The following is a 22,022-nucleotide window of genomic DNA, read 5'->3' on the forward strand; positions in this document are numbered from 1 at the left end:
TAATGCGGGATAAATTTAAAACCTTTTTAACTAGTAGCCAAGATATTAACAAAAATAAGAGATAGCAACTATGATAGCTGCTATCTCTTATTTCAAATCTTCCTTTTTTTTAACTTATAAAGGTTTTTATATAAACAGGGTCTCTTCCCCTGAGCAAAGTGTACAAATTTTACTGATTTTGATTTGAACTATCTGTACTAGCAGCTTCACCATGTATACGTTGCTGTTTTAAATCAAAGTATACATCTAAAATTTCCTTTCCAATTATAGAATTAATTCCATTTTTATCATCATGAAGCCATGGGACTACTACAGAAAATGCTACTTCCGGATTATCATATGGGGCATATCCAACTAATGTTAAGTTGTAACATTCCATACGTTCTCCTTTTGCATTTCTACCAATTGGATCATCTCCACCATATACAGTTTGAGCTGTCCCTGTCTTTCCTGCTGGTTTATATGAAGCATTTTTGAAATACTTCACACCAGTTCCATCACCTTCTTGAAATACCCATCTAAACCCTTCTTTTATCCGATCAATATGTTCTTTCTTCATATCAACTCGATTTAATACTACAGGCTCTATAGAACTTATAACTTTGCCAACTTCCTCTTCTTTTATTGATTGTTCACGTATTTCTTGTACAATTTGAGGTTGCATTCTATAACCGCCATTAGCAATAGTTGAAATATATTGCGCCAATTGCAATGGCGTATAAGTATCATACTGACCGATAGAAAAATCTAGTAAAAATCCAGGTTGACTATCTACTTTTCTAGTTTGTCCAATTATTTCATTCGGTAAATCAATACCTGTCGGGACCCCTAAACCAAATTGTTTAAAATAATAGCGCATCGTATCAAATGCTTCTTGTTTAATATCCAACGAACCATTTGGTACGTAATTAACTCCCGCAATTTTTAAAGCTGTCTGGAACATGTATACATTCGAAGATACTTGTAAAGCTCGTAAATCATTAATATTACCAAATCCGGATACATTCCACGATTTCTTAGCTTGTGTACCTTTAAATTTCATCGGTGCATCATAAAATTGATCTCCTGGATGTATTGCCCCTGTCTCATATCCAGTTAATAAAGTAGCACCTTTTACAGCTGACCCTAGCTCATACGAAGTTGTCATGTTACCTAATGCTAAATCCTCAATCTCTATTTTCCCTTCTTTTTCTACAATCTTTTTGCCTGCCATAGATAAAATCTGCCCATTATTTGGATTCGTCATGACGACAAAAGCTCGGTCCAACAGTGGCTCTGAACTCTTAAACGCTCTCAAATTTTTCTCAATACTTTCTTCCACTTTCTTTTGTAATTCCATATCAATCGTTAATGTTAAACTATTACCACTTTTTCCTTTAGAGATTATTTCTGTGTTTATAATGTTTCCTGATTTATCAGTAATGTTTTTCACTTCTTCTTTTGTGCCGTGTAATACATCTTCATATCGTTGTTCAATATAACTTTTTCCTACACGATCATTACGGTTATATCCACGTACCAAATAAGAATCTAAGTTTTCTTTCGGTAATCCTTCTTCACTACTTGTAATATTACCTAACACGGAACGAAATAAATTACCATTTACATAATTACGTTCCCACTCAACTGCTGCATCTACTCCTGGAAATTCCGCAAGTTTTTCACTTATGCGTGCATATTCTTGATCTGTTACATCTTTTTTAATAATTTGTGGTGTTAGTTGATAACCTGAACTCATTCTACTTTTAATAGCTAACACTTTTAAATCTTGTGCTGTTAATTCTGCCAATTCCACTTCTGTCACACGACTTCGTCTTAAATCTTCAATTTTTTTGTCTAGCTCTTTTCCCTCTATTCCCTTTTCTTTAAACTTTCCTATGTCTTTTTTAGTAATCTTTGATTCCGCACGTTTTGTATTCAATTGCATCCAGAAATCTTTTTTATCAATATCAGTTAATTTATTTATATCTTGCTCAGGCATTTCAAGTACTATTGCCAAGTCTTTTGCTGTTTTTAAAATGTCTTTACTCGTTATCCCCTTCACCCTTGTATACGTAATCGTACGAAGAGATCGATTATTAACAACCATTTTTCCTTCTCGGTCTAGAATTTGTCCACGTGGAACCGGAATACTAGTTGTTTCATTTTGACTGTTTTCCACTTGGTTCTTATAAGCCTCTCCCTCTACGATTTGCACCTTTCCTAGCTGAACAATAATAGCTGAGAATAGTAAAAATATGCAAAGGAACATTATATTTAATCGAATAGATATATATGTCTTGTTCTTTCCTTTTTGTTTTTCCATAAATCCTCCATTTAATTCTTTCAGAAATTGCTATCAATATTTAGTAAATACAAATACTAAATGCATTCCTTTTGGTTAGCCACGTAATTAATAACCCTCCTTTACTGTTTTTCTCTCTATTTTTTTGTCGCTCATATTAGAAATGCTAAACTGTATAATGACCCATATTAAACTTACACATAAATTTGCTAAAAACTTTTCATACTGATTATTCCTTTCTTCATGCTGTAATACTTAATAGACAACCTAAATAATAAAGTTGTTCCACATTTACAAAAAAAATAATTAACTATAAGATGAAATAGGCTACATAAGGGAGGGTTATATGTTACATACAAAAAGATGGAGATTTTTTGCGGTTCTTTCTATTGTAGGTTTGATTTTACTAATTTTATTAAAAATCAACTTCATTTCAATTACTATCGCAACTTCTTCAGCTGAAAGAGGAAAAATTTTTGATCAAAATGGTGTAATACTAGCTACAAATAAGAAAGTTAAGTCTCTATATTGCACTTCTAATGATGAAAAGCTATCGAATCAAGATACATCAAACACATTATCTTTTTTCAATCAATTTTCAAGCGAGTTTCAACATGACATTTCTGCAAAAGACATAAAATCACAATTACAACAATCTTGTAAAAAGCAGACTAGTAATGATATACCGTTATACTCTGACATAAATGAGAGTGAGCTTACATTCATAAACAAAAACAAACCCAATAATGTAATAATCAAAGATGAATTGATCCGATATTATCCTAAACACGAAATTGGTTCACAGCTAATTGGGTATGTAGAAAATGACCTTAATTCTAAATATGGACCTGCTGGAAAAAGTGGGATTGAGCTGCAATATGAAAATGATTTAAAAGGAAAACCCGGAAAAACTCTGATTTTTAAAATGAATAATAAAAAGTTCTTGTGGAACATTCAAAAAGTACAAAAAGGAAAAGATGTCCGGCTAGCTTTAGACTCTAAATTACAGCAAAAAACAGAGGAAGCATTAAGATCTCAAATTAAGAAAATACCTGATGCTAATGCTGGTTATGTTGTAGTAACCGATGTAAAAACTGGCGCAATTTTAACTATGGCCAACTCAGCAGTTTTTAATCCAAATACATTAAATACACATGTATCATCTAAAAATGAAAAAATTAAATCACTTTCGCAAAATAAAGCAATTCAAAAATTAAAGTACGGTGAATATTATGTAAATATGGCCTCTACTATAAAGCCACTTACTATTTTAATTGGATTAAACGAAAAGCTTTTTCAACCTGAAGATACTTATTTAGATAAGGGTAGTTTTCAGTATGATAATCAAAATAACATTACGAATGCACCTGGAACGCCAACTGGTGAAATTACACCGAGGCAGGCTATCATTAATTCATCTAACACATTTATGACAGCAAAAGTAGCACTGCCCTTATTCAACCAAAATAATGGGAATATAGAAAAAGTGGCACATATATGGACAGATTATTTAATGCAATTCGGCCTACGTTCTAAAACCGGGATTGATTTACCCTTTGAAGAAGACGGACAATATGAATTCCATCCATCTAATAAGTTTGAAAATGGAATCTCCGCTTTATTAAATGCCTCTTGGGGAGGAAATGAAGTGCATACTCCTCTTCAACTCGCTCAATATGCAGCAACTTTGGCAAGTAAAGGTGATAAATATAAACCTCAAATCGTAAGTGCTATTATTGGTCAGGACGGTAAGGAAACAAAAAAGTTTAAGCCAATTTTAGAAAGTTCAAATCGTTATCCTATGAAATTTTGGAGTGTCGTGCAAGGTGGAATGAGTCAAAATATAGAGGAAATTAAAAACTTGCCCTTTCATGTGGCAGGTAAAACGGGTATTACAGGTTTTCCGAATGAGCAAGAAAGAATGATAAATCATTCTCTATTCATTGCATATGCTCCTACCGAAGATCCACAAATTGCTATTTCTGTCGTTATTCCTGGTAGTAATTCAGAAAAAAATATTGCTGCTCTCGTTACATCAGAAATTTTAGAGTCCTGGAATACGCTTCAAAAAGAAAATAAAAACAAAGAGGAAGGTTCATTAAAGTGAACCTTCCTCTTTTACCATATAGTATCTATATTTATTATTTTCCATTCACCTGCATCATTCTTTTCAAACATAAATGAATACTTAATATCAGTTAAAACATACTCTTTTTGTACATATCCAGTATTACCGTTTATTGTAGATATTTTTATATATCCATCATTCTGCACCTTTTCTGGAATCCAAGCTTTTACCATTTCATTAGATACTTCATATAAAACTTGTGATTCTCGTTTTGGTTCAGCTAAAATTTTTGTTTTATTTCCAGTAACAGTTGCATATATAAAATGCGCTTGCTTTGGTTGGTTACCTTCTGTCAATCCACTTGGTACTTTGTATACTTTTTTTGTATCATTTGCAAATTCTCCTCCCATTGTAAGAGCGACTTGCAACTCATGAAAAATATCTTCATCAAACTTCAATTCATCCTTCTTATAACTCTTCCCTTTAAATAGAACTTCATCATTTAAAGCTCTAAACAGGTCATTTTCATTTTTTGAATTTGTACTTTGATATAAATCATTCATAAATTGTTTTAATGATGGATCTTGAGCAGACTCATCTTTTGTTTTCGGCTTAATTTGAGTACTACTTTGTACCGGTGATTTATTATCATCAAGCCAAGGTTGTTGTACAATAAAAAATAACATTGTACAAACCAAAACAACTACAATAGGTAATGCTTTTTTACGAAATGGTCTCTTGTATGTTACAGAATCTACTTCACTATTTTGGTATACCGATTGCTTTATTTTATTAATAAATTCTTCTTCATCTTTACGACGCTCCATTGGTCCGTTTTTTAATTTGCTATACCAGTCAGGATTTTTTTTACTGTTCATCACTTCTACCCTCCCCTATTAGTTTTGAAACCTTACTTCTCGCTCGGCTTAATCTAGATTTGACTGTTCCAATTGACACCTCTAATGTTTCAGCCATTTCTTCATAAGACAATTCATATTTCGCGTCCAATATTAGTATTTCGCGGTGTTTTTTAGGTAGTTTTAATACAACATCCCATACATCATTCATTTCTTCTTGCTTAAAAAATTCTTGTTCTGCCGATGGAGATTGCTTATCGTCACTAAAAAATCCCACTAAAGATATCCTTTTAAAATAAGAGGATTTCAAATAGTTTATTGCCGTATTTCTTGTAATTTTTAATATCCACGTTTTAATAGATGACTCCTTTCGAAACGAATGCCAATGTTTAAAAACCTTAATAAATACATCTTGTGTGATGTCATCTGATAAGTGTGGATCTTTCGTAATAATAAATGAATAATTCCATACATCTTGCCAATAGTCTTTTATAACATACTCAAGCTCATCATGATTACATTTTTCAATAAACTTCTGTTCCATTTCCACACCTCAAACTTATTTGAATAAACATAAAACTGCCCTCACTTTTAATATGGTTTCAATATATAGACATGATACAAGTTTCATTTGTTCCATTGTTTATCTTTTTTTCGACAGATGATATTTCTAAAAAAATGTAATAAAAAAGACCAGGATAAATTCTTAAAATCATCCTGGTTTTTCCGTATTAAATATATTTTCATTATTTTTTTATAATAGAAACCGCATCTAATACATCCACTTGACTCCCCATAGTTTTAGTGAGTTTTTTCCATTCAGTTTCTGCTTGTACAGCCGTAACATCATCTGTGTTATATGGTCTATCTTCACCATACGATTTATTGAAATGAAGGATTTCCATTGATGTTTCATTTACAGGGATTTGATTGAAAGTAGTATTGTCAACAATTACAATCAGCTCCTCATAATCTGAATTACGATAGTGACCGAACCAAGTATCGCTAGCATACTGGACTTCTATTTTCTTTTCATTAATTGTTAATTCCTTAATTTTTTTATTTTTCTTACTAGCCAATAATACAGCTTTACCTTTTGGAGCTGAAGGTAATGACTTTATTGGATCTGAACTCCATACTTCATTATCATTATCTGATTCTCTCAACACACCTATCTCAACCATTTTCTCTGCAGTTTTTCGATCCATAATTAATAGTTGTTTACCACCAGTTTCTGCTTTTTTCACTTTATATAAAGTGTTGGTCTTAATTTCACTTTTATGTTGACTTACTATTTCTTTTAATGATTGTTCTTCCCCAATCAATAAAGCGGCATTCCTTGGTTCTTCTTTCTTTCCAAAAGAACAAGCCCCTAACATAGAAATTGATACAACTCCTGCCATACACACTTTCATTACTTTTTTCATTTCTTTTTCTCCTCTTTGCTTGTTTTATCAATACGTTACATTATTTTTTTATATAACCGTTGTAAATAACGCCAACGGACAGTGAAAAAGTACACACTTTGAATGGATATAAAGGCTAGTATAATTAAAATGGACATCTTTAAAACAGAGAAGTCAATTAGCTGTTGCAAGGCTATAAAAGCGACACCACTATGAATAATCGCTATAATTAAAGGCAAGAAGAACATTAACGTAAGCTGACGCGTTACGATTTTCTTTAGCTCTCTTCTACTTAGACCGACCTTCGCAATCATTTCATATTGTTGTTGTTCCCGTTCTAAATCTGCATATAGTCGGAAATATAAAAGACTGGCTGCGAACGTAAAGAATACGATACCTACTAATACACTAACGATAAGTAAAATACCGTTCTCTTGTTTCGAAGAAATCCATTCGGAATACAATGCTTCAAAATAATGATGTGTTTGCACCGAATTATTATTACCCATTGTTGCTTCTAATTTTTTTGTAACCGCTCTTGATTTTTCCCAATTTCCCACTACAAATCCATATTGATTTTTCATTACGTAAGAATCATCTTCCGTCTTTCTATTCGGGATTGTATCGTACAAAGAATCCGAAACAACAATAATAGATCCAATTGTATTTGGGAGAACTATATATGGGACCGCCTTCTTGACCTGAAGAGACATCTCCAAGTTTTCCTGTACTACATCTATTCTCTCAGGTATATCTTTTCCTCTTGCATACTTTTCCTTTTGCGAAACTATTGATGGTACTATGATTGCTTGTTGATCATTGTCTAACTTTTCCATTTCATATCCGAAGATTTTTGCAAACTTATTATACTCTGATACTTTGATTAGCACTAAATTATTTTCCGTGAATTTAGGATTCGTAACCGCTACCTGATAAGAGAAATTTGAGCGAGTGAGTTGTTTTTTTATTTCTGTAATGTGCTCTTCTTCTTGTAAATTATCTCCTAACGAAGTATAGGTAAATGCAAATGGGTTGGTCATTTCGGTTAATCCCTTATTTCCCATTGCTAGGCATGTACCAATCCCTGTGAAGGCCACAGCGGAAACGATCGCTAGCATAAAGAACATAGTTGCATTATCCTTCATACGATAGGCCAATTCAGATATAGTAAGCAGGTTTGTTTTATTAAAAAACAAAGTGTCTTTTTTCTTTAAGACTCGTATTACATACACACTCAACTGTGAAAATAGAAAATATGTCCCTATCACTACAAAGACTACCCCTCCAAGTAAGTAAGGCATAATGAAGTTTCTTTCTAGTACGAAATAGAACACACATCCATACCCTAATCCAATGAAGAATACGGAAAGAAATGCTAATGCTTTTGATGCCTTTGGCTCTGGTTTTGGTTTTTCCTCTGATTTCATCAAATCAATCAACTTGTTTCCTTTTACCATCTTAGAAGTAAACAAAGAAATAACTAGAAACAGAATCAAAAATGCGCCAGTTGTCATAAAGACAGCTTTTATAGGAACATAAAAAGGAAGTCCATTATCAATCGCTAATATATTTTCACTTGCTAATAAATTGAGCTTTGCAAATATCAATCCAATTAAGATACCAAACATAATAGATCCGATTCCAATTAACATATTTTCTAAAAAAATTAATTTGTTTAACTGCGCCGGTGTCATACCATGCATGATTAAAATTCCAAATTCTTTTTTCCTTGTTTTTAAAAAAGAACTCACCGAATATAAAAGAAAGAAAAATGAAAATATAAAAATGAGATATTGAGATATTCGCATACCCATTGTTCCTAATAGACTCATTGTTTTACTTGTGGAGACTAGTTCTCCTTGTAAATCAGGATGGAAAAGTAAGAGTGAATATGTGAAAAAAACCATAACTGAAAATGAGCTACTTAGAAAGTGTGCAGCATAAGTCCGCTTACTTCGAATGATATTATTAAAAGCGAATCTTTGAAAAGTCATGCTTACGACCTCCTAATAATGCAAGTACATCTATAATTTTTTGATAAAACAATTGTTGGTTTTCTCCATTATAAATTTCGTTATACAATTTTCCGTCTTTAATAAATACAACACGATCACAAAAACTTGCAGCCACTGGATCGTGCGTAACAAGCATCATTGTTGCATCTTGTTCTTTATTTAATCGTTTTAATAACTCCATTACATCATTAGCCGCTTTTGAATCTAAGTTTCCCGTCGGTTCATCTGCCAGTAATAATTTGGGTTTATGAATTAGAGCGCGTGCAATGGCTGTTCTTTGTGCTTGCCCACCAGATATTTCATATGTTCGTTTATTTAATATATCTTGAATTCCTAATTTTTCTGCAATACCTTCTATCTTCCGATTCATTTCCTCAACTTTGGTACCATCTAACGTCAGAGGAAGAACAATATTTTCTTTTACAGTTAATGTTGTAAGAAGATTGAATGCCTGAAACACAAAACCTAATTCACGTCTTCGAAATAATGCCAGTTCATTTTGAGATAATTGATATGGATTTTCTCCACTAATCAATATTTTTCCTGATGTGGGAGAATCAATAGTAGAAACCATATTCAACAAAGTAGTTTTTCCACTTCCTGATGGACCCATTATTCCTACAAACTCCCCTTTTTTCACACTCAAATTAATGTCGGAGAGTGCTTCATAAGATACCTTTCCTGTATAGATTTTACTCAGTTCACAGACCTTTAATATTTCCATATCATTTTGCTCCTTATTATCTTTTGATAACCTAAGTTTATCTAAACCTTCCTTCTTCTCATATCGATTAACCTTTCATGTATCTAACAGGTGTGTAAGATTTCTGAAAAGTTAAAATAAATATATGCTAACGATTTGCATAAGGGAAAATGATACGAATTGTTGTTCCTTTTCCTACTTCCGACTTTATTTCAATATTATGCTCCAATCTTTTTATAATACTTTTCACAAGATATAATCCCATCCCAGTAGATTCCTTAAATTTCCGCCCGTTTATTCCCGTATAAAATGGGCGGAACACTCTCGGAAGGTCTTCCTTTGGAATTCCCACACCATGATCTTGTATTGTAAGGATTACAGAGCGCTCTTCTTCTAATGTAGTAATAGTAACGTTTTTTCTACTTCCTGCTGAATACTTAATGGCATTGGATATCACTTGATGAATAACAAACCGAAGCCACTTTCTATCGGTTTCTACCATAATAGTTTGTTTTATTTTCACTTCTGGATATACATAGTTACGGATAAATAAACGTTTATTTTCACGGATTACTTCTTGAACAATATCCTGTAATGACACTCTTTCCACATAAAAATCTTGCTCAAACGTTTGTAATCGCGCCATATATAACACCATTTCTAATCCATACTGCATTTGATCTACTTCTTCTACAATACTTTCAAAAACCTCCCCATTCTCTTCTTGTGTGATCAGTTCAATAACTGATAACGGCGTTTTCATCTGATGCACCCATTGATTAATAAATGTAAGGTGTTCTTTTTGTTTATACTCCCAAGTCCTTAACTGTTGATGATATTGACTATATTGTGTTTCTAATACTCGCTGAAGTGCAACTGATAATGGAGTAGAATCCAGTTCTTCTAAGGATTCCTCTAATGTTTCTGAAGAAGTGGATAATTTTTTATAAAATCTACGATGGCTATAATAGCGATAAACTAAATACCCAATTAAAAAACATCCTCCTAAAAACACACTATATAATGCAGTAGATAAATGATTATATCCATCCAGCCAATAAACAGTTAGAACAACAAATAGCTGAATAATTGAGAAACAGATGAAAGGGATATGTTCACGTAAAAATAAATTCATTATTAAACCTCATCATTCTTCCAAGTTATTTTCAGACGATATCCTGCACCACGAACTGTTTCTAATGCATTTTTTATTCCGATTTCTTCTAATTTTTTTCGGACACGTGTAACATTTACACTTAAAGTATTATCATCTACATACGTATAGTCATCCCAAAGTTTTTCTAAGATTTTCTCTCGACTAACAATGCTAGGAGATTGTCGTAAGAGAGTTTCTAGTAAAACAGTTTCTTTTTTAGACAGAATACACATGCTATCATTTAGCTTTAATTCCATTTTTTCTGGATAAAGTATTAAACCAGATTGCTGAACAACTCTTTCTTCTGCTTTAGGTGCATATTCCCCATAGATTCTTCGAAGATGACTTCGGATTTTTGCCATTACAACTTCATAATGAAACGGTTTAGTGATATAATCGTCTGCACCATGTTCAAGTGCCATAACTTGTTCCATCTCTCCATTACGTGCTGATATAAATATAATGGGACAAGTTGAGACCGTTCTAATTTGTCGGCACCAGTAAAAACCATCAAAACTAGGTAAATTTACATCTAATAAAACTAAATCAGGTTGAATTTTCACAAAGTTATCTAAAACATTTTCAAAATCCTCTGTAATATTCCCTTCATATCCGTACTTATTAATATGGGATTGAAGTAATTTAGAAATTTTTTGGTCATCTTCTACAATCATAATTTTATACATATATTAAGCTCCTTTTATTTATCTTTTCCGACAGAAGACTCCCTTCCTGGTGTCCGTAGGAATCTCCCTCTTCAAACATGCCGCAAGGTCGTTAAGTGGGACTAGTAAAAGTATATGTTTATTATCTGTAAGAATATAAAATAGACTTTTACCTTTTAGTATAAAGAAATTTCCCTCTTACTTATATTGAATAACCTTACTTCAAACTAACAGCTTTGTAATGTTTCTGAAAATAAAGTTAAGCATAATATCTATTATTTTTTATTTTTTAAATTTGTTGTTTTATAATTTTCAAATAAAAAATAATCGTATTTAATTGCGTAAAAAACACGTAATTAAATACGATTATTAAAATCATAAAATCTGCATTTAGACATGATTTAACCGATTCCTACTATAATCTTGAATCGGTAAGATTAGCATATTTACTAAAGAAGTAAATTTCACCTTTTAATTAAGTATTATTTCTGAAATACATGTTTTACTTTTTCGCCTGGAACATTACTCCCCCCTCTTCCTTTTACATCTTCGATCATCATGGTAACAATCATGTCTGGCGCATTTGCATCAAAAGCTGCAAACCATCCAAGTTCTTTTCCGTCTGCTTCTTTCGACTCTTTCAGTTCTGCTGTACCGGTTTTACCAGCAAGAGTTACACCATCAACCTTAGCAATTCTCCCCGCGCCATCAGGGTCATTAATAACTTTTATTAATGCACTTTTTAATATCTCTTGATTCTTTTTAGAAACCACATTTTCTTTCCAATTCCCCGCTACTTTTGTTTCTTTTAAAAGATGTGGCGACGGAATATTCCCTTCATTCACAATCGGCGCATATGTTAATGCTAAATGAAGTGGTGTCATTAATACTTGTCCTTGTCCGTATCCCGTGTCTGCTAGTTGAATATCATTTTTTATCCCATCTTTTGCAATGATTGAAATAGGAAATTCGTATTCGATTGGTAATTTTTCGTGAAATCCGTATTTCTTAAATTCATTTACATACTGATCTTTCCCCATTTTCAAAGCTTGTTGAGCAAAATAAATATTATCAGAGTACTTCATTGCCTTATCAAAATCAACTGGACTAGCTTCCTTCACACGTGTTACATAATAATTTCCCCAGGATGAATCTTTTGTCCACTTTAACCCTTGAATTTTAAATTCTTCTTTAGGATTTATTGTGTTTGTTTCCAAACCAATTGCACCGGTAATCGTTTTAAATACGGAACCTGGTACAAATGCTTGTGTAAAGCGATTCATCATTGGTAGTTTCGAGTCATTATTCCATGCTTCTCGTTGCGCTTTTGATGCTCCTCTAACTATTGTATTTGGATTATAAGCAGGGCTACTTACAAGTGCGATTGTTTCTCCTGTTTTAGGATTGATCGCTGCACTAGATCCTGCTTCATTTTTCATCTCATTAAAGATTTTTTCTTGAATTGCAGCATCAATTGTTAACGTGACATTTTCCCCTTCTTTTGCTTCTTTTTTTGCTACGTTTTTAATCTCTTTCCCATTTTCATCTTCTATAAATACGCGTCCACCCTTTTCACCACGCAATTTATTCTCTAGTACTTTCTCTAAACCCGTCTTACCTACTAAATCATCTGCTTGATAACCTTTTTTTTGAAGCGATTTTAACTCCTCTGCATTTACCTTTCCTATATATCCAGTTAAGTGTGCGGCTGCTTCTCCTAATGGATACGTACGAATATTTACTGGTCGAGATGAAACTCCTTCTAATTCAATATAATCATTCTGTCTGGCTCCCTCATTTAAAATACCAATTGGTACAAAGGAGTCTGGTTTTATCCATTTCGCTGTGAGCTTCTGTTCGACCTCTTCTATAGACATATCAAGTAATTGTGCTACTATTTCTTTTGTCTGCGTTGCCGTTTCGCCTAGTTTCTCTGGAATAATTCCAACCTCAGTCGCTTTACCATTCGTTGCAAGCCCTTTTCCATTTCGATCATATATTTCTCCGCGTTTTCCTTGCTCTGTTTGCATACGTACTTTGTAATCTTTTTTCATACCTGGGAAAATGAAGTCTGGCGTCCAATCTATTTTCCAAGATTCCTTATCTTTCACGAGTTTTGCTTCATGGATGAATGAAACAGTTCCTCCATCTGTATCCATATTAACTTCAAAAAGAAAAAGTTCTTTATCTTTAGTATTCTCGCCTTTCGTTTTAACTTTTAAATTCTTAACTCCTATACCCTCATAGATTTTTTGATATTTCTCTGCGAAATCCTTTTTAGAAATCGTTTTTTTGGCATTTTCTGATAAATGATCATACATATTTGTAAATTTTTTATCATTCCATAAATTAACATATTCTTCAAATGCTTGTTTTGGCGGTTCGTCTTTATTACATCCTACCAACATAACTCCGAAACAAAAGAAAAGCAGCATCCATAATTTTTTCAATTCAATCTTCTCCCTTAGTTAAAAATGTTTTAACGCTTAATAGACAGTGTAAGTAATGAAATTGTTCCATATTTACAAAAAGATTAAATTTATGGTTAAGCTGCATTCCGGGAGGGAAGATTTTAAGTTTCTTCCAAACATAAGGAGCGAATATATTTAGCGAACGTTATCATTATTAGTGTTGTTTTAACAATTTTATTTTAAATACCTTTTAGTTCATTTTCACCGATCTTATCTTTTTTCTTTATAGATTTTTGATACAAAAAAAAGAATCCTTTTACTAAGGATTCTGCACCAGAAAATAACAAAAATATAGACAATAAAAAGAATTACTTAAAGTATAATTTATAGGCACTCTATATCCTTCTTTTTCACACCAAAAACCCCTGTACAGCATGCGACAGGAGTTTAGGTCATTCTACAGTTTATTTAGAAGAGTCATGTACAGGCAAACTACTAAAAATCAATTCAGCAACTTTTACATATCCTTTTGAGTTTGGATGAATTAAATCTGTAGACCAAAGCGTATTGTCATTAACTAAATGATGATTCCAAAAGTCAACATGATGAAGCTTATACTCGCTACTCAGTGAAAGTATAACTTCATTTGCCTCTAATAATTGTTCTTTTAATACTTGTTTTTTTTCAGAAGAAAAAGGAAGCCGAACTGTAAAATCTGGAAGGTTTGCTATAATAATATCAGCATCTGTTTTACTTAATGTATCTATCATAAATTCCATATCGTTCTTATATGCTTGATGATTCCAACGTCCTTTTAAAACATCGTTTGCACCTGCAATTAGACTAACCAAATCTGGATTAAAAGTTAATGCCTTTTCCAATTGCTGTGAGCGAATTTCTTTAGTTACTAATCCACGCTTTGCAAAATTAGCATATTCTATATCGTTTACACACAGTTGAACAAAATGATCTACCCAGCTTTTTAATGCTATTCCCTCAACTTCATCCCCTATCCCCTCTGTAAAACTATCACCAATCGCTACAAAACGCTTCCACATATCTAATCCCCCTTTTTGCTATTTATATCTACACTATACAATAGTTCACAACATAATTGTTCTTTCTAAATGTTTTTCGATTTCAATTAAATTCCATAGGGGATTTTTTAAATTAGCAAGACAACTCGATTAAACTATTTCACATGAACAAAAACATAAAAATCTACGTTATTTTCTCGCAGAAATGGGTTGAGACCAACTATCTTTCCCATTATCATTTAAGCGTACTTGAAAAACATATATAGGTTGAGAAAAGCCTTTTGTATCAGCGTAGTAATCTATATTATAATCTGTAATGACTAATGTATCACCTGCTTTGAAAGATATTATAGGATCAAAGTCTCCTTGTTTTAGTTTTTGAAATACTTCTTTGGGAGACAGAATTTCGACATCTCGAATATGTGATTTTTTTGTAACTGGCTCATTGTCATTAGGCATTTTTGTAATTTCCTCTTTGTAAACAGGCATTTTATTACCTTCGTCTTTTAACTCTATTAATGTTTTTATAGTGACATCAGTCATGTCTGTTTTTGTAATGGGATCTAAAGGCATATTCCCAAATTCCTTCATTTGATACGAAATCATTATTCCAAGTGCAACAAAACTTACTGTAATCGGAAGAAATAAATATTTGGTCATTTGTGTATCTGTTTCTTTTTTCTTCAACAATATAAGAACTATATTTACCATAGAATATCCTAGCATCATCCCTAAAGTATTATGAAGTAAATCGGCTAGTTCCATACTTCCACGTTGCATTGTAAATTCAAGGATTTCAATCAATAAACTTGCTATAATTGAGCTGATTAACATCCATTTTGTTTTTTGAAAAATATTACTAAATAAAGGGAATAAAATTCCTAACGGAAAAAGCATACCTATATTCACAATGATATGGAAAAAAGAAGAAAATGAAAAGGTATTCCATGCTTTTTTATAAACACTAAGTACATCAAAGTCAATTGTTCTTGCAAAGGTCATATCATCTGGACGACCAAATGAAGTAGCTGATAATGCAAGGGAATAATATCCTATTATTAATATAAATAATATAATTTGTTGTACGGTGAATTTTTTTCCTCCTTTACATACCTTTTTGTATACTACAAAATAGCTAAAAACAACTATGAGTAGTAACAAGAATGTGAGTTTTATTGTAGGAATTGCAACGGTAACGAATAGTTCGGAAATAAAATTCATTTTACACCTCTGTTTTTACGAATAAAATATTCAATAGTTTTATATAACATTCTAGATATAGGTGGCGAAGTGTTGTTACCCCTAATAATTATTAATACAGAGTTAAACCTGTATCCATTGAGCATTTCTTCCTCTTGAAACCAACTTTATTTGACCAAGCAGCTACAAGGAAACTAGCGTTTTACTAATTGTACTTTCGGCTATGTTTGGATAAACGTTACGAAGATTTTCTTTAGTAAGAGGATTTTTGAAGTTATGTATAAAATTAAAAATTTATTCAATTTTAGTATGTTTATATAGAATTTATAATTGACCGATTCCTAATATACATAGGAACCGGTCATATACGTATATTTACTAAAGAAATAAGATTCCTTCAAGCATTACACTTTTTTTCGAAAATTTGCTGTTCTTCGTTTTGCCCAGTTGATACATTTCTTTTCAATTAAATGATACGATACTATAGAAAAAAGTAGTGTCATTGTAATACATAAAGTAAGAAGGAAGAAGATAGGTATCTTTGTATACAAAAGTTTAAATAGTACCATCATGATTGGAAAATGACACAAATAGATACTATATGAAATTTCCCCTACGTATACAAATACACTCTTATTTAAAAATGCTTTTACTTTTAGGTTACTCATGGCCATGATAATAAATATACTAATACCAATTACGACACCCCAATCTTTTAATAAGAAAGTAGTATCATTACGGGAAAAACCATAAATTAAAATGGAGTATAAATATAGAATTATCCCTAATGCCATAAGAAATCCTTTTTTAAATTTTTTCATATTTTGATATAAATAAATAAGTTTTTCCTGATACTTAAAAAGTAACATTCCAACCATAAACATAGATGTGAAATGCAGTGTATCGGCATAACCATTATAAAATCCCTCTGCTTTCCCAATATGCAACATATTAAGAAAAACACTAATTAAAGAAAAGCTTAAAGCAAATAGTATCGTTTTCTTCCAACTCAGTTTATAAAAAAGAAGAAATAACAATGGAAACACAATAGATATACGCATTTCTTGAGCCAATGACCAAATAACTGGATTATAATTTTCCGTAAAAAAGTTATTAAGAAGCACAAAGTGGTTTATAATATCTAATTTTGTTATAGACCCTTGCCACCTATCATAGAACCAATCCCGTAGTCCTGCCACTTCATACGACGAAAACAAAATAAATAAAGCAAAGGTAATGATTATCCAAAAATAATAAGGGATATAGATTCTTACAAATCTCTTAATTAAATATCCCCAATAATTTGTTTTTGAATGATAAAGTGCCATAGATAACACAAAACCACTTAGTACATAAAAAACGATTACAGCTTCTCCACCCGCCCATAAAAACCTAAGCGGGGAAAATTTAATAGAATTGGGCAACGATGGTAGCATTAAACAAAAATGTCCAAATACCACTGTAAGTGCGGCTAACCCTCGTATGGAATCTAACTCTTTTATTCTCTTACTCATAAAATGTTCTCCTTGTAAATTGTAGATTTTGCTGTTTATAAAGGCCACTATACTAGTTTAGTGGGAGAATTATACATATTGTTTCTTTAAACTCCTAATACAAGCAGTACAAAGTCAATTTGGCCTCCATTTCTTTATATAAATAATTTAAAACAAAATATTAAATACAAAGAAAAGATTTTATTAAATTTTTATAAAACTTAATAACAGAAATAAGTTACCAAATATTTTTTGATTGTCAGATAATGGAATAATGAATGGTTTTTCATCATGTAACTTTATTAAACGAATCCCGCACCAAAATCCTTTGAATCGAAATATTCATAATAAACGCCATCCTTTCTGTATATTTCTACAAAAAGAATAGCGTTTTTTGGTTATATAGATACAAATTTAGTTTAGCTTGGTAACAATACGAAATTTAGTTTTATCCTATAAAGTTAGCTTTTTACTATATCAATCGCACTATCCCACATACTACTAAAGAAAGATCCTATTTCGCGCATAAAACGTGTAAACAAATTAGCTTGTTCTACATCAGATTTTGTTACAAGGTCTACTTGTAATGCTTTACCTGATAAAAACCCAGGATCTGTACTATCTTTAGGCGAGATAATCATTTTACTAATTGTTACACCTTTTTTAATAGGTGCTTCTTGTTCTTCATTCGATATTTTAAATTCTTTTTTATAAACGTCTTTGTTGCTCTTTGGTATTGGAAGTAAAATAGCTTGCTTCGTTTGAACTACTACATCTTTGTCTTTTGCATTTGCTACTCGCACTGTTTCATGCCCTTTTACTACTGAACCTTTTCCATAGACCTTCTTCATTTCAAAATTCGCAAATCCATAATCATATAATTTCTTTGTTTCATCAAAACGTGCTGTATGAGAGTTTGCTTTTATCACTACAGAGATTAGACGCATACCGTTTCTTTCTACTGTACCAGTAAAACAATCTCCGGCTTCTGGAGTTGTTCCTGTTTTTAACCCATCTACACCTTCGTATTGCTTAATTAAGCCTTTTAACATCCAGTTAAAGTTCGTCATATCAATCGGATACTTGCCACCATTTTGGAATGTTTTTTTAGGGATTTTTGCTGTATCTAATATTTTCGGGAAATCTTGAATAAGACGTTGTGCTAAAATCGCACAATCTCTTGCGGACATTTTATTTTTCTCGTCTGGAGTTGTCCCTTCTGGGTGTTGTCCTTTTAAATCATAGTTTGTTAAACCTGTAGAGTTTACAAATTTATAATTTTTCATTCCAAACTCTTTTGACTTATCGTTCATCATTTTCACGAAATTGACTTCTTTTCCAGCAATCTCTTCAGCTAAAGCAATTGTTGCACCGTTTGCAGAATAAATTACCATTGCCTCATATAAATCTTTAACCGTATAAGAGCCACCATTTTCTAATGGAACGTTTGATAATGAGCGATCTTGCGAAATCTTATATGCATATTCAGAAATTTTAACTTTTTGATCCCATTTGAGTTTTCCTTTATCCACCGCTTCATGAACTAAATATTCACTCATCATTTTTGTCATACTAGCAATTGCTAATAATTCATCTGCATTTTTTTCATATAAAATTTTCCCGGAATTTGCTTCTACTAAAATTGCTGATCCTGCTTCTACGTCTATAGCAGGAACTGTTTCCGCTGATGCTCTTCCAAATGTAACGACCATGCTACAAAATAGTGTAAGCACTGTTACTATTGCAATAAATCTCTTGCAAAACATACTTTTCACTTCTGTTACCTCCAATATCTTTGTACTCAAAAAAACGTTATTCTAACATAATCCCCCAAAAAATAGACAGCGTTATCAAATTCTATATACATATAAGACATTAGGACCACTTTCATATAGACCATCTCATCCCACCCTTTTAGGCACACTGACACTTAGTATTCCCACACATATCCCTCTTTTTAATACCTTTGTATTTTTCAAAATGATTCGTACTTTCATATCTTTTAGGATTACACTTAATAGACAATCTAAGTAATACATTTGTTCCACATTTATATAAAATAAAACCAGTGTGTCCCGATGAAATATCGAAACACACTGGTTGCTAAATTTACTATCGTCTTTTCCATTGTTCATATCAATGAACTTCCCCTTTATCCGATTAATTACTTTATAATAATAAATAAATTAACTTGTCAGCATCATGTCTACTATGAATGGCCTACTTGAATTATTAACTTAAGAAGTTTCTTAAGTTTTAAAAAAGCTTATGGAACCTTTCATTCCATAAGCCATTCTATTTGATCGGATGTTCAACAATAAAGGATATCCAACCTTCTTTATATTCTGCATGTATATTACCATTATGAAGTTCAACAATTCTTTTTGAGATAGCGAGTCCCAGTCCATTTCCTTGATTATCTTTTCTGGCCTTATCCCCCCTGAAAAATCTCTCAAACAATTTATTTGGATCGCTAACAGGTGGTTTCTCAGCTTTATTTGATACCTTCAAAATTGCTTTATTATCTATTACTTCAAGACATATTGATAATTTGGATGGCTTCATGCTGTACTTTATCGCATTCATAAACAGATTTTCATAAACACGTACCATTTTTTCTACATCCATGAAAATAGGTATTGATTCTTCCGTTATTGATTTTTGAACAATTAAACTTTCCTTTTCAAATATAGGAGTGTATTCCCCAACTACTTGCTCCAATAAACCCGATAAATCAACTTCATTAAGGTTTAACTTGGCATCGTTGTCTGATAAACGGGTGTACTCAAATAGTTCATCAATTAAATATTTCAATCTCTGTGATTTTAAATAAGTGGTTTCGAGATACTCCTGTAATTGTGCTTTACTGTCGTATTTTCCTCTTTTTAATAAATCTACATAGCCGATAATAGATGTCAATGGTGTACGTAAGTCATGAGATACGTTGGTTATGAGTTCATTTTTTGTACGTTCCAATCGTCTTTCGTGTTCAAATGTATTCTCCAATTCCTTGGACATGTAATTAATATTTTGAGCAAGTTGGGTCAATTCGTCTTTTCCCTCAATCTCAATTGTCAAACCCAGTTTTCCATTGGCAATATCATTCACATTATCAGAAATGAGCTTCAAATATACTATTTTCTTTCGAACCAATATTAAAAAAATGATTATAAAAGTAAAGATCGCTAACGCGAATATAAGAAATGTAAGCATATTATTTTCAAATGTACTAAGATCATCAAGATAGTGATTTAGAGTTAATGGTATTATAATATATATAAAAGTGAGGATTGTTAAACCAAACGAAACAAAAAAACTAACTGCAACAGCACCAAGAAGTTTTATAATTATCTTATTTCTAAAACTAACCTTCTTCATATTTTGTACCCAATTCCCCAAACAGTTTTAATATAAATTGGATGTTTAGAATCCTCTTCAATTTTGTCTCTTATTTTTGTAATATGCACCATGACGGTATTATCCGATTTATAAAAAGCATCTTTCCAAACTGCTTCATATATTTTTGCAACACTCAGGACAATCCCTTTGTTACGAGCAAGTAGTTCGAGTATATCAAACTCTTTTGGAGTTAGCCTTACTTCCGTGCCTCTTATCCATACTTGACGTGTATCTGTATTTACGGTCAAATCACCAATTTCTAGGACACTTTTATCATTATCTGTATTTGTATTATATTTTTTAAACCTTCTTAATTGGGATTTTACTCTAGCGATTAACTCCAACGGATTAAACGGTTTTGATAAATAATCATCGGCACCAGAGGCCAAACCCTGAATTTTGTCTATATCCTCTGATTTTGCAGAAAGCATGATAATAGGCATATTTCGTTCTTCCCTAATCTTCATACACGCTTCAATGCCATCCATATTAGGCATCATAACATCCAAAATAATAAGATCGAATCGCTTTTCTTCTAACAATTCTAACGCTTCAATAGCATCTTCTGCCTTTTGAGTTTTCAGACCCTCATTTTCCAAATATACAGAGATAAGATTTCTAATCTCTTTATCATCATCAACAATAAGAATTTTTGATTCCATATGATTCCTCCACATTTTTCTCATATTGAACAACTAAAAGCATAAGCAGGCGGTACATTTCTATCCTCTTTTTTGTAAACCTGCAATTGAATGACCAAAAGTAACATAATCGATATAAAAGATAACATCTTAAATATTGTTCAAAATTTTCATTAGATCCATTTACAATTAATAATTTTTCTTCTTCATTAAATTTAGCTTTTAATAAAAAATAATTTTTTTGAGATTCCTTCTTTTAATTAAATTTTTTTGATTACACCGGTAGTGTATATAACTTATAAAATGAAAAAAGAATCCTCTTCAATACGCTCTTTAAAGAAAATTCTTTTTCAAATCGTATTTTCTTTACTCGTTACTTATTTTCACCAGTTTTTCTCCTTGTTCTAAAAGTGTTTCATAGTCATTGTTCTCTTTAGTTTCTTTGATTTTATTTTCAATTGTGGGCGTATTATTTATATTAAAGTACGTATTTAATACTTCATATGGTGTCTTTCCTTGTTTGATTGCACTATCTTCAATAGCTTCTTTCCATGGAATATTTACTTTGTCTATGCTTAATTCAAGGGCTGAACCAGTCTCATATCTTATATTTCTCTCTAAAAAACTTGGAGATTCTGCCTGTCCATTAGCAATAAAATTGAATGCCTCCATATAACGGGGGCCAAT

General features: G+C 31.8%; 16 protein-coding genes and 2 pseudogenes. 1 reads left to right on the forward strand and 17 read right to left on the reverse strand.

Annotated features, from left to right (window positions below; all coding sequences use genetic code 11):
* Positions 1 to 169 precede the first annotated feature (169 nt).
* Complete coding sequence (locus Q3V31_RS18475; protein WP_090813419.1) at positions 170 to 2,305, reverse strand: peptidoglycan D,D-transpeptidase FtsI family protein; 2,136 nt, start codon at positions 2,303 to 2,305, stop codon at positions 170 to 172.
* Positions 2,306 to 2,630: 325 nt separating this feature from the next.
* Between Q3V31_RS18475 and Q3V31_RS18480 the strand changes: the two genes are divergently transcribed.
* Positions 2,631 to 4,391, forward strand: a complete 1,761-nt coding sequence (locus Q3V31_RS18480; protein WP_090813418.1) for a peptidoglycan D,D-transpeptidase FtsI family protein — start codon at positions 2,631 to 2,633, stop codon at positions 4,389 to 4,391.
* A gap of 11 nt (positions 4,392 to 4,402) precedes the next feature.
* On the opposite strand, the gene Q3V31_RS18485 is transcribed toward Q3V31_RS18480, so the two are convergent.
* The 16 genes and pseudogenes from Q3V31_RS18485 to Q3V31_RS18560 all read right to left on the reverse strand — a co-directional run.
* Positions 4,403 to 5,230 carry an SH3 domain-containing protein gene (locus tag Q3V31_RS18485; RefSeq protein ID WP_329765693.1) on the reverse strand — a complete coding sequence of 276 codons (828 nt, stop codon included), beginning with the start codon at positions 5,228 to 5,230 and terminating at the stop codon, positions 4,403 to 4,405.
* Positions 5,220 to 5,753 (reverse strand): RNA polymerase sigma factor, encoded by a 534-nt coding sequence (locus Q3V31_RS18490; RefSeq protein WP_000435497.1) that lies wholly within the window; start codon positions 5,751 to 5,753, stop codon positions 5,220 to 5,222. Before Q3V31_RS18490 ends, Q3V31_RS18485 begins: the two co-directional genes overlap by 11 nt.
* 202 nt (positions 5,754 to 5,955) lie before the next feature.
* Entirely contained in the window at positions 5,956 to 6,636 is a 681-nt protein-coding gene (locus Q3V31_RS18495) for a lipoprotein BA_5634 family protein (protein WP_000757439.1), read from the reverse strand.
* Positions 6,637 to 6,671: 35 nt separating this feature from the next.
* Positions 6,672 to 8,609, reverse strand: a complete 1,938-nt coding sequence (locus Q3V31_RS18500) for an FtsX-like permease family protein (protein ID WP_090813416.1) — start codon at positions 8,607 to 8,609, stop codon at positions 6,672 to 6,674.
* On the reverse strand, positions 8,584 to 9,354 hold the full coding sequence (locus tag Q3V31_RS18505; RefSeq protein WP_329765694.1) for an ABC transporter ATP-binding protein: 771 nt from the start codon (positions 9,352 to 9,354) through the stop codon (positions 8,584 to 8,586). Before Q3V31_RS18505 ends, Q3V31_RS18500 begins: the two co-directional genes overlap by 26 nt.
* 127 nt (positions 9,355 to 9,481) lie before the next feature.
* Complete coding sequence (locus Q3V31_RS18510; RefSeq protein ID WP_016129452.1) at positions 9,482 to 10,468, reverse strand: sensor histidine kinase; 987 nt, start codon at positions 10,466 to 10,468, stop codon at positions 9,482 to 9,484.
* A gap of 2 nt (positions 10,469 to 10,470) precedes the next feature.
* Positions 10,471 to 11,175, reverse strand: a complete 705-nt coding sequence (locus tag Q3V31_RS18515) for a response regulator transcription factor (protein WP_097871964.1) — start codon at positions 11,173 to 11,175, stop codon at positions 10,471 to 10,473.
* Positions 11,176 to 11,636: 461 nt separating this feature from the next.
* On the reverse strand, positions 11,637 to 13,604 hold the full coding sequence (locus tag Q3V31_RS18520) for a penicillin-binding transpeptidase domain-containing protein (protein ID WP_090813413.1): 1,968 nt from the start codon (positions 13,602 to 13,604) through the stop codon (positions 11,637 to 11,639).
* A gap of 425 nt (positions 13,605 to 14,029) precedes the next feature.
* Entirely contained in the window at positions 14,030 to 14,623 is a 594-nt protein-coding gene (locus tag Q3V31_RS18525) for an SGNH/GDSL hydrolase family protein (RefSeq protein ID WP_016129451.1), read from the reverse strand.
* A gap of 168 nt (positions 14,624 to 14,791) precedes the next feature.
* A complete protein-coding gene (locus tag Q3V31_RS18530) occupies positions 14,792 to 15,823 on the reverse strand; it encodes a VanZ family protein (RefSeq protein WP_090813412.1) in 1,032 nt (343 codons plus the stop codon).
* 162 nt (positions 15,824 to 15,985) lie between these two features.
* Positions 15,986 to 16,117 (reverse strand): annotated as a pseudogene (locus Q3V31_RS18535) (Fic family protein); the annotation flags it as partial.
* A gap of 89 nt (positions 16,118 to 16,206) precedes the next feature.
* Complete coding sequence (locus tag Q3V31_RS18540; RefSeq protein ID WP_090813411.1) at positions 16,207 to 17,364, reverse strand: acyltransferase family protein; 1,158 nt, start codon at positions 17,362 to 17,364, stop codon at positions 16,207 to 16,209.
* A gap of 392 nt (positions 17,365 to 17,756) precedes the next feature.
* Positions 17,757 to 19,070: a D-alanyl-D-alanine carboxypeptidase family protein gene (locus Q3V31_RS18545; RefSeq protein WP_090813410.1), complete on the reverse strand. Its 1,314-nt coding sequence runs from the start codon at positions 19,068 to 19,070 to the stop codon at positions 17,757 to 17,759.
* A gap of 520 nt (positions 19,071 to 19,590) precedes the next feature.
* Positions 19,591 to 20,673, reverse strand: a complete 1,083-nt coding sequence (locus tag Q3V31_RS18550; protein WP_090813408.1) for a sensor histidine kinase — start codon at positions 20,671 to 20,673, stop codon at positions 19,591 to 19,593.
* Entirely contained in the window at positions 20,670 to 21,356 is a 687-nt protein-coding gene (locus Q3V31_RS18555; protein ID WP_002017038.1) for a response regulator transcription factor, read from the reverse strand. Before Q3V31_RS18555 ends, Q3V31_RS18550 begins: the two co-directional genes overlap by 4 nt.
* 345 nt (positions 21,357 to 21,701) lie before the next feature.
* A pseudogene (locus Q3V31_RS18560) lies at positions 21,702 to 22,010 on the reverse strand (hypothetical protein); the annotation flags it as partial.
* Positions 22,011 to 22,022 lie beyond the last annotated feature (12 nt).

This window comes from Bacillus nitratireducens, assembly GCF_036320425.1.
Lineage (GTDB): Bacteria > Bacillota > Bacilli > Bacillales > Bacillaceae_G > Bacillus_A > Bacillus_A nitratireducens.